The sequence below is a fragment of the Bradyrhizobium guangzhouense genome, assembly GCF_004114955.1.
Classification (GTDB): Bacteria; Pseudomonadota; Alphaproteobacteria; order Rhizobiales; family Xanthobacteraceae; genus Bradyrhizobium; species Bradyrhizobium guangzhouense.
Genome location: NZ_CP030053.1, coordinates 2,984,367 through 2,996,814, shown reverse-complemented (window position 1 = coordinate 2,996,814; position 12,448 = coordinate 2,984,367). Strand labels below are relative to the sequence as shown.

General features: G+C 63.4%; 13 protein-coding genes. 11 read left to right on the top strand and 2 right to left on the bottom strand.

Annotation, left to right across the window (positions count from 1 at the left end; translation table 11 throughout):
• Positions 1–64: 64 nt before the first annotated feature.
• Positions 65–1,105, bottom strand: coding sequence for a lysylphosphatidylglycerol synthase transmembrane domain-containing protein (locus XH91_RS14405; protein WP_128951208.1), 1,041 nt, complete (start codon positions 1,103–1,105; stop codon positions 65–67).
• 12 nt (positions 1,106–1,117) lie between these two features.
• Entirely contained in the window at positions 1,118–1,705 is a 588-nt protein-coding gene (locus XH91_RS14400) for an SIS domain-containing protein (protein ID WP_206733538.1), read from the bottom strand.
• 158 nt (positions 1,706–1,863) lie between these two features.
• On the opposite strand from XH91_RS14400, the gene XH91_RS14395 reads away from it, so the two are divergent.
• From XH91_RS14395 to XH91_RS14345, 11 genes are all read left to right on the top strand, one after another.
• Positions 1,864–2,892, top strand: coding sequence for an SDR family oxidoreductase (locus XH91_RS14395; protein ID WP_128951206.1), 1,029 nt, complete (start codon positions 1,864–1,866; stop codon positions 2,890–2,892).
• 87 nt (positions 2,893–2,979) lie between these two features.
• Positions 2,980–4,545: a PfkB family carbohydrate kinase gene (locus XH91_RS14390; protein WP_128951205.1), complete on the top strand. Its 1,566-nt coding sequence runs from the start codon at positions 2,980–2,982 to the stop codon at positions 4,543–4,545.
• 26 nt (positions 4,546–4,571) lie between these two features.
• On the top strand, positions 4,572–5,573 hold the full coding sequence (locus XH91_RS14385) for an NAD-dependent epimerase/dehydratase family protein (RefSeq protein ID WP_128951204.1): 1,002 nt from the start codon (positions 4,572–4,574) through the stop codon (positions 5,571–5,573).
• Positions 5,574–5,578: 5 nt separating this feature from the next.
• Positions 5,579–6,190, top strand: a complete 612-nt coding sequence (locus XH91_RS14380; protein ID WP_245477333.1) for an HAD family hydrolase — start codon at positions 5,579–5,581, stop codon at positions 6,188–6,190.
• Complete coding sequence (locus XH91_RS14375; protein ID WP_164934078.1) at positions 6,187–7,224, top strand: phosphotransferase; 1,038 nt, start codon at positions 6,187–6,189, stop codon at positions 7,222–7,224. Before XH91_RS14380 ends, XH91_RS14375 begins: the two co-directional genes overlap by 4 nt.
• On the top strand, positions 7,199–8,047 hold the full coding sequence (locus XH91_RS14370; protein WP_128951202.1) for a transketolase: 849 nt from the start codon (positions 7,199–7,201) through the stop codon (positions 8,045–8,047). The genes XH91_RS14375 and XH91_RS14370 overlap by 26 nt, the downstream gene beginning before the upstream one ends.
• Before the next feature lie 10 nt (positions 8,048–8,057).
• Positions 8,058–9,017: a transketolase family protein gene (locus XH91_RS14365; protein ID WP_128951201.1), complete on the top strand. Its 960-nt coding sequence runs from the start codon at positions 8,058–8,060 to the stop codon at positions 9,015–9,017.
• An 8-nt stretch (positions 9,018–9,025) separates the two neighbouring features.
• On the top strand, positions 9,026–10,132 hold the full coding sequence (locus XH91_RS14360) for a DegT/DnrJ/EryC1/StrS family aminotransferase (RefSeq protein ID WP_128951200.1): 1,107 nt from the start codon (positions 9,026–9,028) through the stop codon (positions 10,130–10,132).
• Positions 10,122–11,240, top strand: coding sequence for a DegT/DnrJ/EryC1/StrS family aminotransferase (locus XH91_RS14355; RefSeq protein ID WP_128951199.1), 1,119 nt, complete (start codon positions 10,122–10,124; stop codon positions 11,238–11,240). The genes XH91_RS14360 and XH91_RS14355 overlap by 11 nt, the downstream gene beginning before the upstream one ends.
• Positions 11,237–12,043, top strand: a complete 807-nt coding sequence (locus XH91_RS14350; protein WP_128951198.1) for a sporadic carbohydrate cluster 2OG-Fe(II) oxygenase — start codon at positions 11,237–11,239, stop codon at positions 12,041–12,043. The genes XH91_RS14355 and XH91_RS14350 overlap by 4 nt, the downstream gene beginning before the upstream one ends.
• Entirely contained in the window at positions 12,036–12,428 is a 393-nt protein-coding gene (locus XH91_RS14345; RefSeq protein WP_128951197.1) for an LIC12192 family sporadic carbohydrate cluster protein, read from the top strand. Before XH91_RS14350 ends, XH91_RS14345 begins: the two co-directional genes overlap by 8 nt.
• Positions 12,429–12,448: the final 20 nt, after the last annotated feature.

The window sequence follows — 12,448 nt, the reverse complement described above, 5'->3', positions numbered from 1 at the left end:
ATACGAACGAGTGAGGCAATCTCACCCTGCGAAGACCAGATCGATGGCGACGGGTTCAAGCGGGTCATGGATGACTCGACGCTTGCTCGCCCTGCCCTGGTCCGAAACCCGGTGATGCGTCGGCCACGGCATTGTCGTTAGCAGCTTTGGCGGCCTTGTCGGCAGAATACGAACCGCGCTCCGGGCTGGCCAGCCAGATCACGCCACCCACGAGCCCGATGAGCACGCTGATGGCACCCAGCAGCAGCGAGACCGACAGCGCCTGCTCGGACGGCACGCCGGCAAGCCCGAGACAGGCAACCATGGCGCCCTCGCGAACCCCCCAGCCGCTGATCGAGATCGGTACGGCGGTCAGCAATACCACGGGCGGAATCAGGATGCCGGCCTCCAGCGGCGAGAGCTGCGCTCCGACACCGCGCGCCAGGGCATAACAGGCCGCAGCGGTCACGAGATGAATCAGCAGCGCCGAACCGAACAAGGCTCCGCGACGTTCAAACTGCAACAGAAGAAACCGGACGAGCGCGCCGAAGCGAACGAAGCTTGCGATCGCGGGCAGTGCAATCAGCCGCTTCGGCAGCCGATCGAGCGTCAACAACACCAGGGTGCCGGCCACGCCCGCGACCGTCAGCGCGCCAATCGCCAGGATTGCAGCCTGATTGGACACCCGCAACATCAGCACGGGCAGCCCCACCACCATCAATGCTATCAACCCGATCAAAGCCGTGAAGCGATCCGCCGCCACACCCTTGACCGCCTCCGGCCATTGCACGCCACGCTGCCGCAGCAACCACATCCGCACAGCATCGCCGCCGACCGATGACGGAAGCACCTGATTGAACCACATGCTGATCATGAGGATCCGCCAACCGGCGAGCCAATCCAGCGACACGCCAAGCGCACGCATGATCAGTTCCCAGCGGCCGTTGAGGACGAAGGTCTGAGAGAAGATCAAGACCAGCGCCAGGACGAACATGGCTGGATCAACCGAGAGGAGATGCATGCGCAGCTGACGCAGGTTCAGACCGCGGGCGATGTAGGCCAGCACCGCGATCGAAAGCAGCAGCTTCACCGAGAACAGGATAGCCTGCTTGAACCGCGATTGCATCAACCTCTCGCCTCAGGACGCCGGATATTCAGCGCGACCGATGATGAGGTCGATCGCGGCCATCATCCAGAACTGGTGCGCGGTCTCCACGATGTTGTAGCTGCGGCTGTCGACCCAGAAATTGACGTCGCCGAGACCGCGCAGCGGATTGTCCGCGTTCATGCCCGAAAGCGTGACGACGTCGAGCTTCATCGCCCGCGCCTGCGCGACCGCATTGAGAATGTTCTTGGAGCGTCCGGACGAACTGATCGCCACGAGACAGTCGCCGGCGCGCGCGCTGAGGCGCACCGCATGCGCCAGCCAGTCCTCGAAGCCGTAGTCGTTGGCGAGACACGACATCATGCTTGCGTCGCTGAAGCAGTGCGCCGGCACCGAAGCATTCTTCGCCAGATCGATCGCAAGGTGCGAGGCTATGCCGGCGGAGCCGCCATTGCCGATGAAGATCACACGCCCGCCCTGCTCTCGCGCGCGCAGCCAGATGGCGCGGGTCGCGGCGATCTTGGCGAAGACACCATCATCGACCGCGGTCGCACGATGCAGGCGCCCCATGTAGTCGACGAGGAACGCCTTGTGCTCGGGATCGACGGGCTCGACGGGCATGGATTGACGGCTCGACATGCCGGCTTGATACCGATTATTACTAGGGATTGCAAAGGTATAATGCTTGCAAAGTTTGCGGGTGGCTGGTAGTCGGATTCGGGTTTCACTCAACATTGGCGGGCCTATTTCGCTGGGCATTCGCGGCACGGATGTTCCCCATGAAATGCATCGTAACTGGCGGCGCCGGCTTCATCGGAAGTCATCTTGTCGATCGCCTTCTCGATGACGGCCATGAGGTCATCGCGCTCGATAATTTCGTCATCGGGCGGCCCGAGAACCTGGCTTCGCGCGCCACATCAAGCCGGTTGAAAGTGGTCCGCGCCGATGTCACCGACCTCGAGCAGATCAGGCCGTATTTCTCCGGTATCGACTGGGTGTTCCACCTGGCAGCATTGGCCGATATCGTTCCCTCGATTGAGTCGCCGATCCCCTATCACCGCGCCAATGTCGACGGCACTGTCAACGTCCTCGAGGCGGCGCGTCACGCCGGCGTTCGCCGCTTCGTCTACGCAGCGTCATCGTCCTGCTACGGCATTCCCGACGTCTATCCGACGCCGGAGGGAGCCGATATCAGGCCGATGTACCCCTACGCGCTTACCAAGAATCTCGGTGAGCAGTGCGTCATGCACTGGTGCCAAGTCTACAAGCTGCCGGCCGTAGCGCTGCGTCTGTTCAACGTCTACGGGCCGCGCCACCGCACCACCGGAACGTACGGCGCCGTGTTCGGTGTCTTCATGGCGCAGAAGCTCGCCGGCAAGCCGTTCACCGTTGTCGGCGACGGCGAGCAGACGCGTGATTTTACCTTCGTCAGCGATGTCGCTGATGCCTTCGTGACTGCCGCACGCTCCGACATCTCGCACGAGGTCTTTAACGTCGGCTCGGACAACACCTACAGCGTGAACCGGCTGGTCGAGTTGCTTGGTGGCGACAAGGTCCACATTCCGAAGCGGCCCGGCGAGCCCGACTGCACTTATGCCGACATCACCAAGATCAAGCGGGTGTTGAAATGGACGCCGAAGGTGAAGTTCGAGGAAGGCGTCGCGACGATGCTGACATCGATGGACCAGTACAAGGACGCCCCGCTGTGGACTGTCGACAAGATTGCGGATGCCACCAAGGACTGGTTCAAATATCTGGGTGACGACAGTGGCGCGGCGCCCGGCAAGCCGCAAGAAGCAAGCGGTTGAGCCGTTTCATTCGCACTTGATGGGATTGCCGCCAACCGATCAAGCCCGCCGGTCACCAAAGACCGATCGGCGCTTTGGATGATTTAGATGAGCACTGCTCCGACAAACAAACCGAACGGCCATCCGGCGCCGCACGAGAAAATCAAGACGATCGAGGAGCTCGGTGAGATCGCGCGGACAGCGCAAGCGCAAGGCAAGACCGTCGCGCTGTGCCACGGCGTGTTCGATCTCGTGCATCTCGGTCACGTCCGCCACGTTCAAGCGGCGCGCAAGGAAGCCGACGTCGTCATGGTGACGGTCACCGCCGACCGCCACGTCAACAAGGGTCCGGGCCGGCCGATCTTTCCGGAGAACATGCGCGCCGAGATGCTCGCCGCGCTCGGCACCGTCGACTGGGTCGGCATCAACCAGACCTCGAGCGCCGAGCCCATCCTCGATACCGTGCGCCCCGATATCTACGTCAAGGGCTCGGACTACGAAAATCCGGAGGATGACGTCACCGGCAAGATCGCCACCGAACGCGAGACCGTCGAGCGCCATGGCGGGCGGATCGTCTTCACGCGCGACGTGACCTTCAGCTCGTCGACGCTGCTCAACCGCTACTTCGACATCTACGATCCCCCTCTGCGCGACTACCTCCAGAAGGTGCGCGAAGGCGGCGGCGCCGAACGCCTCCTGAAGCTGATCGACAAGATGCAGGACATGCACGTCGTGCTGGTCGGAGACACCATCATCGACGAATACCAGTACGTCTCGGCTCTCGGAAAGGCATCCAAGGAGAACATCGTCGCGACCCTGTTCAAGAACCGGGAGCAGTTTGCCGGCGGGGTGATCGCCGCTGCGAACCACGTCGCGAGCTTCTGCAAGTCGGTCGAGATCGTCACGACGCTCGGCGGCGACGACTATCCCGAAGCCTTCCTGCGCGCCCATATCCGCCCGAACGTCACGCTGACGCCGATTCGCGTCGAGAACCGACCGACCACCCGCAAGCTCCGCTACGTCGAACTCGGCTATCTGCACAAATTGTTCGAAGTCTACACCATGGACGACACGCCGGTCGGCGAGGAGCAGCGGGAAGAGATCGACAGAGTCACCGCGGAACGTATCCGCGGCGCTGACGTCGTCATCGTCACCGATTTCGGACACGGCATGATCGCCTCCACCACCATCGACACGCTGATCGCGAATTCCAAGTTCCTGGCTGTCAACGCCCAGAGCAACAGCGGAAATCACGGCTACAATCTCGTCACGAAATATCCGCGGGCCGACTACATCTGCATCGACGCGCCGGAAGCGCGCCTGGCCGCCACCGACAAGTTCAGCGACATCGCTTCCGTGATCGAGAACGGCCTGCACCGCAAGATCGACTGCGATAACATGATCATCACGCACGGATCCTTCGGCTGTTATCCCTTCTCGGCGAAGACCGGCGTCGCGCGCGTTCCCGCTTTCACCAAGACCGTCGTCGACACCGTCGGCGCGGGCGACGCCTTCCTGACGATTACGGCCCCATTGGTGGCGGCCGGCGGCAATATCGAGGACGTCGCCTTCATTGGCAATGCGGCGGGCGCGATCAAGGTCGGCATTGTCGGTCATCGCAACTCGGTCGAAAAGGCGCCGCTGGTCAAGTTCGTGACGGCGTTGTTGAAGTAGCGCAAACGAAGATCTGGAGAACGGCAGTGATTGGTCAAAAATGGAACGTGATGGTCACGGGCGGCGCCGGCTATGTCGGCAGCGTGCTGGTGCCCCAGCTGCTGGCAGCGGGCCACAAGGTCACGGTGCTTGACCTGTTCATGTACGGTGAATCCGTCTTCGACACGGTTCGCAACAATCCGAACCTTCGTCTGATCAAGGGCGACATCCGCGATGAAGCCGCGATCAACGAGGCGCTGCGCGGCAATGATGCGGTGATCCATCTCGCCTGCATCTCCAACGATCCCTCGTTCGAGCTCGATCCGGCACTCGGCAAGTCCATCAACTACGACTGCTTCCGGCCGATGGTGCGCGCCGCGAAGAAAGCGGGCATCAAGCGCTTCATCTACGCATCCTCCTCGAGCGTCTACGGCATCAAGGACGAAGCCGAAGTGACCGAGGATTTGTCCTGCGAACCGCTCACGGACTACTCGAAGTTCAAGGCGATGTGCGAGACCGATCTCGCCGACGAGGCCGCTTCCGGCTTCGTCGCGTGCACGGTGCGCCCCGCCACCGTCTGCGGTTACGCACCGCGGCAGCGGCTCGACGTCGTCGTCAACATCTTGACCAATCTTGCGGTCAACACCGGCCGCATCCGCGTGTTCGGCGGGACACAGCGCCGGCCCAATCTGCACATCGAGGACATGTCCGCTGCCTATCTGTTCCTGCTTCAGCAGGACGACGCCAAGATCGACGGCAAGACCTACAACATCGGCTACGAGAACCACTCGCTGATGAAGATCGCCGACATCGTCAAGTCGGTGGTCGGCAACAACGTCGAAATCGCCGTCGAACCCACCGACGATCTGCGCTCCTATCACGTCTCCTCGGAGAAGATCCGCCGCGAACTCGGATTCGCGCCGACCCACACGATCGAGCAGGCCGTGTCCGGCCTCGTCGACGCCTTCAAGTCCGGCCGCCTTCCGAACTCGCTCAACGACCCCCGGTACTTCAACATCAAGATGATGCAGAACATCAGCCTGAAGTGAGCGGCGTGCGGATCGGCATCGACTTCGACAACACGATCATCTGCTACGACAAGGTTTTTGCCGCCGTCGCGCGTCAGCGTGGGCTGGTGCCGGAGGGCTGGGACGGTTTGAAGAACGAGGTACGGGATCACCTGCGATCCCGCGAGGGCGGCGAGCTTGCCTGGCAGGGTCTGCAGGGCTTCGTCTACGGCAAGGGAATTGGTGGCGCCGAAGTCTATCCGGGCGTGCAGGAATTTCTGGCTACGTGCAGCCTGGCCGGCGCGAAGGTCTACATCGTCAGCCACAAGACCCGCTACGGCCATCAGGATCCGGATCGCACCGACCTGCGCGACGCCGCGCGCAGCTGGCTGCGAGGGGCAGGCTTGATCGACACTGCTGATGCGGCGCTTTCCGCAGGCGACGTCTATTTCGAGGACACGCAGGCCGGCAAGGTCGACCGGCTCGCAAGCCTGAAGCTCGATGTCTTCATCGACGATCTCGTCGATGTGTTCGAGCAACCGCACTTCCCGACGACAACGCGCTCGATCCTGTTCACGCGATCGCAGCGCCCCTGCCCCGCACGGTGCAAGCCGATCGCGACTTGGGCCGAGATCCGCCGCGAGGTATTTGCGGCATGAGCGAACCCGACATCGGCGGATCGGTTGCGATGGCGATCGGCAGCCGCCTCGCCGGGGCCCGTGTCGTAGCCGTCCATCCGGCGCGCGCAGGCGGCAACAACAGAGTGTTTCGGCTGGAGATGGCCGGGGGACCGCCGCTCGCCCTCAAGCATTATCCATCCGACGGGCGCGATCGCCTGGGGCAGGAATATGATGCGCTCGTGTTTCTGTCGCGCCACGGCATCGATTCGACACCGCGGCCGGTGGCGAAGGACGCGGATGCATTCTGCGCCCTGTATCAATGGTTCGACGGCGAGCCCGCCGTGCTGCGCCCGCAGGACGACGACGCCGATCAGCTCGCCGACTTTCTGGTCGCGCTGCAGAAGCTGCGCTTTGCCGAGGGCGCGCGTGATTTGAGGAACGCATCGGCGAGCATCTTTTCGCCCGAGGAAGCGATCGCCCAGTACGAGCAACGCCTGGACAGCTTGAGGCGTGCCTCGGAGAATGATTCCGACCTTCGTGCCTTCGTCGACGGCAGCCTGATTCCCAGCACAGATATTGCGATCCGTCAGCTCCGCCGGCGCTATGCGGACCTGGGCCGTGATCCGGCGGCGGATATTGCGCCGGCGCATCGCGCACTCAGCCCGTCGGATTTCGGATTGCACAATGCGCTGCGCGGCGAAGACGGCCGGCTGCGCTTCATCGACTTCGAATATTTCGGCTGGGACGATCCGGTCAAACTGGTGTCCGACACGGCGATCCATCCCGGTAGCAATCTGCCCGCAACAAGCGCAAAGCGCCTGATCGAACGGCTGTCACGCGCCTTCGAGGCGGAGGACGACTCGTTTGCGATCCGCCGTGACGTACTGTATCCTGTGTTCGGGGCGATTTGGTGCCTGATTGTCCTGAATGCCTATTTGCCGGAAACCCGCTCCCGACGCGCCTTGGCTGCGCAAGGTGGCGATCTGACGGTCCGCCTTGCCGGTCAGCTCGACAAAGCCCGCCGGCTCCATCAAGCGATTTGCCAAATTGATCCAGATCTCACCCCACGCTGAAGCCGCCCTCACCTGCACGCTGGACGAGCGCAGTCTTTATCTGCGCCGCCTGGTCCTCGGTTCCGTCCGCTCCGCGGGGCGCGGACATGTCGGTCCGGCCTTGTCGCTGATCGAGATGGTCCGTGTTCTCTACGACGACGTGCTGCGCATCGATCCGAAGAATCCACGGGATCCGAACCGCGACCGCGCGATCCTCAGCAAGGGCCACGGTTGTCTGGCGCTCTATGCGCTGCTTGCCGATCGCGGCTTCTTCCCGCTGTCGGAGCTGGACGGCTTTTGCGGCCCCGACAGCATCCTCGGCGGGCATCCCGAATACGGGATGGTGCCGGGTGTCGAGGCGTCGACCGGCGCGCTCGGGCATGGCCTTTCGATCGGTGTCGGGCTCGCACTTGCCGCACGCCTGCGCGAGCGCAGCTACCGGACCTTCGTCCTGCTCGGCGACGGCGAGATCAACGAGGGATCGGTGTGGGAAGCCGCCATGGGCGCGGCCAAGCACGGCCTCGACAATCTGGTCGCGCTGATCGACTACAACAAGCTGCAGAGCTACGGGCCCACCGACTACGTGCTGCCGCTGGAGCCGCTCGCCGACAAATGGCGCAGCTTCGGCTTTGCCGTGCAGGAGCTCAACGGCCACGATGTTGGCGCCCTGCGCACCACGCTGAAGCAGGTGCCGGCCGTTGCGGGAAAGCCGACAGCGATCATCTGCCATACCGTCAAGGGCAAGGGTCTGCCCCCCGCAGAATCCAACGCCGACTGGCATCACAAGAACAAGCTGTCCGACAGCGAGCTCGACGCCATCCGCGTCGCTGTCGGCGATTTTTGATCGGCTGCCCATGCGCAACACCGCGATGAACATGGTCCACAAGCTCGCCGCGCGCGACGAGCGGGTGCTTTACATCGGCTCCGACCCGGGCGCCGGCACACTACGCGCGATGAGCAAGGAGTTTCCCAAGCGTCATCTGATCGAAGGCATTTCGGAAGCGCACATCATCGGCATGTCAGCGGGCCTGGCGATGGAGGGCTTCGTGCCTTACGTCAACACCATCGCGACTTTCCTGACGCGGCGCTGTTACGAGCAGGTCGCCGTCGATCTCTGTCTGCATAATATGCCGGTGCGCCTGATCGCCAATGGCGGCGGCCTCGTCTACGCACCGCTCGGCCCGACGCACCAGGCGATCGAGGACATCGCCATCATGCGGGCGCTGCCGAACATGACGGTGATCTGCCCGTGCGATGCCGACGAAGCCGCGCGCATGATGGAGGAGACGCTGGACTGGAAGGGTCCGATCTACATCCGCCTCGGCAAGGGCGGCGATGCGATCGTCTCGAAGGCGGAACACAGGTTCGAGATCGGCAAGGCCATCCTGATGCGGCCGCCCGGCGAGGTCGTGATGGTCACGACCGGCATCATGCTCCAGCGCGCCCTTGCCGCGGCCGACCTGCTCGCCGCGCAAGGCATCCGTGCCGGCATCCTGCACATGCATACGGTGAAGCCGCTCGACGCCGACGCACTGCTGCAAGCCGCTGGCGGGACGCGCCTGCTGGTGACGCTCGAGGAGCACGTCCCCTCCGGCGGGCTCGGCAGTGCGGTCGCGGAGGCCTTGATCGACAAGCTCGGATCAAACCTGCCGGCGATGCTGCGGCTGTCGCTGCCGGATCGCTTCATGCACAATTACGGCTCACAGGACTCGCTGCTGAAGAAGCACGGACTCTCGCCAAGCGCCATCGCGACCTCGATCGAGCGCGCGCTCGCCGCCTCCCACACCTCAGCTCCTCAACTCCATTCCACCTGACGGGCCACATGTACGACGTTCGATATTCCTATCTGCTCGAGCAATTCTCCGACCCCGCGCCTATCCTGGCGGAGATCGGCCGGCTGGTCGCAACGGGCGACTTTACCCTTGGCAAGCCTGTCGCCGAATTCGAGAAGCGCTTTGCCGAGCTGATCGGCGTACGTCACGCCATCGGCGTCGGATCCGGCACCGACGCCCTCAAGCTGCCGCTGAAAGCGCTCGGCATCGGCCATGGCGACGAGGTCATCACCGCCGCCAACACCTTCATTGCGACTGTCGGCGCGATCGCCGAGACCGGCGCAACGCCCGTGCTGGTCGACTGCGACGATTCATTCTGCATGAATGTCGACTACGTCGAAGCCGCCATCACCGGGAAGACCAAGGCGATCATGCCGGTTCAGTTGACCGGCGAAGTCACTGACATGGGCAAGCTGATGGCGATCGCCCAACGTCACAACATTCCCGTCGTCGAGGACGCGTGCCAGGGCATCCTGTCGGAGTTCGCTGGCAAGCGGTCAGGCACCCACGGCATCGCCGCCGGCTTCTCGCTCCATCCGCTCAAAAACCTCAACGTCTGGGGCGATGCCGGCGTCGTCGTCACCAATGACGACGGCATGAACGAAAAGCTCCGCCTGATCCGCAACCACGGCATGAAGAATCGCGACGAGATCGCGATCCTCGGCTGCAATTCGCGGCTGGATTCCCTTCAGGCCGTCGTCGGCAACTGGCTGATCGGCCAGACCAGCGAGATCACGCGGCGCCGGATCGAGAACGCGGCGTATTACGACGCAGGGCTTGCCGGCCTGCCGGGCGTGCGCGTTCCGCCGCGCCGTCCCAAAGTGAAGCACGTCTACCATCTGTACATGGTGTTCGCCGAACGCCGCGACGAACTCTACAAATACTGCCTGGACAACGGCATCGAGGCCAAGATCCACTACCCGATCCCGCTGTATCAGCAGGAAGGCCTCAAGCATCTCGGCTACGCGCCGGGCACCTTCCCGGTCACCGATCGTCACGCCAAGGAGGTCATCAGCTTCCCCGTCGACCAGCATCTGACGCGCGCACAGCAGGATCGCGTCATCGAGACCGTCAGGAAGTTCTGCCATGGACGCTGATACTGCCCGCCGCCGCATCGGCTACGTCGATCTTCCCGCACAATTCGAGGAAGAGCGCAGCGAAATCATGCAGGCGGTCGAGGCGGTGTTTTCCCGCGGCGATTTCATCGGGGGCGCTGCGGTCGCAAAGCTCGAGGAGGAATTGGCCTCCTATCTCGGCTCGCCGCATGTCGTGACGCTGAATTCCGGCACCGATGCGCTGATCCTGGCCATGCGGGCACTCGACATCGGTCCCGGCGACGAGGTCATCACCCCGCCGAATTCGTTCGTGGCATCGACCGCCGCGATCATCGCGGTCGGTGCGACGCCTGTGTTTGCCGACGTGCTGCCGGACCAGAACATCGATCCCGCCGCGGTCGAGGCTGCCGTGACCCCGCGGACCAAGGCGATCATGCCGGTCCACCTGACCGGGCGCATGGCCGACATGAACCCGCTGATGGCGATCGCGCGCAAGCACGCGCTTGCCGTGATCGAGGACAGCGCGCAGGCCGTCGGCTCGACCTATGACGGCCGCATGAGCGGCACCATGGGAACGTTCGGTTGCTTCTCCGCGCATCCGCTGAAGAATCTCAATGCCGCCGGCGACGCCGGATTTCTCGTCACGGCCGATGCCGAGCTCGCCGCACGAATCCGTCGGCTGCGCAATCACGGCCTGATCAACCGCAGCGACGTCCAGGAATGGGGCATCGTCTCGCGGCTCGACACGCTCCAGGCCGAGGTGCTGCGGATTCGCCTGCGTCACCTGCCCTCGGTGATCGAACGTCGTCGCCGCAACGCCGCGCAATACCGCGCCGAGCTCACCGGCCTGCCGTTGTTCGTTCCACCCTGCCGCAACATCGAGTTCAACACCTTCCACACCTTCGTCGTGCAGACTGACCGTCGCAACGACTTCCAGAAATATCTTGCCGACAAGGGCATCGAGACCGCAATCCATTATCCGGTACCGATCCACCTCCAGCCGGCGGCTGCGCATCTGGGTCACGGTCGTGGCGCGTTCCCGGTGACGGAGCGGCAGGCCGATCAGATCCTCACGCTTCCCATCAACCAGTTCCTCTCGGCTGCCGACATCAGCTATATTTGCGCGACCGCCCGGGAGTATTTTGCATGATGGATACGGACTTCCTTCAACCCGACGAGCAGGCGCTGGCGCAGCGTTTCATCGACGACGGCTTCGTCACCACACGGGCCGATGACCGCAACGGGCTCGATCGAATCCAGCGGCGCGCCGCCGAGCTCGCGGCCGACTATCTGAAGCTGCCACCCAGCAACGACCCCTATGCGATGCTCGACAGCATCCACGCGCGGGTGAGCGTCGACGATCTCAACGGCCTGCGACTGCACGTCTTCAACGGCCTCAATGCCGAGCCGTGGTTCCGACCGACCTATTTCCGCCTGGCGCGCTCGACGATCGAGACCATCGTCGGCAACGAGCTGTGCATGCAGCGCCGCGTCAATCTCAGTATCCAGCTTCCCGGCGACAGCTCGTCGCTGCTCGCCACCCATTCCGACGTCTGGTCGGGCGACTCGCCCTTCGAGGTCGTGGTGTGGGTGCCACTTGTCGACGTCCAGCGCACCAAATCGATGTATCTGCTGCCGCCCTCCCTGAACGGCGAGATGCAGGACCGCATGGCAAGCCTGCGCAGCGCCGAAGAACTCTACAAGACGATCAAGCCGCACGCGACCTTCATCGAGATTCCCTACGGTCACGTGATGCTGTTCAACCAGACGCTGATGCACGGCAATCGCGTCAACGAGGAGCCCGGCACGCGCTGGAGCATGAACTGCCGCTTCAAGAGCATCATGTCGCCCTACGCGGACAAGCGCTTCGGGGAGTTCTTCGAGCCGATCCTGCTGCGTCCGGCGACGCGCGTCGGCATGCAATACAAGCTGCCCGGAGGCTTCCATGGCTGAACGAGCCGGCCATCGCGGCTACATCGGCGCCAGGCCGCTGAACGGCAGCCGCAGCCCGCAGCACGTCCAGAACATCGTGATCCGCGACTACGCGCGGCGCAAGAACCTGCAATATCTGCTGAGCGCCGCCGAGCACATCATGCCGGGCAGCTACATGGTGCTCGAGGACATCCTCGACGAACTGCCCCGACTGAATGGCCTGATCCTGTACAGTATCTTCATGTTGCCGGCCGACGAGGCGCGGCGGCGGGAGATCTACGACCGCGTGCTGCGCGAAGGCTGCGACCTGCATGCAGCCGTCGAGGAGATCACGCTGTCCTCGCGCGAGGGCATTCAGGCGGTCGAGGACATCCTGCTCGTCAACAAATACGCGACGATCCTGTGACGATGCTGCATACCGGCTGG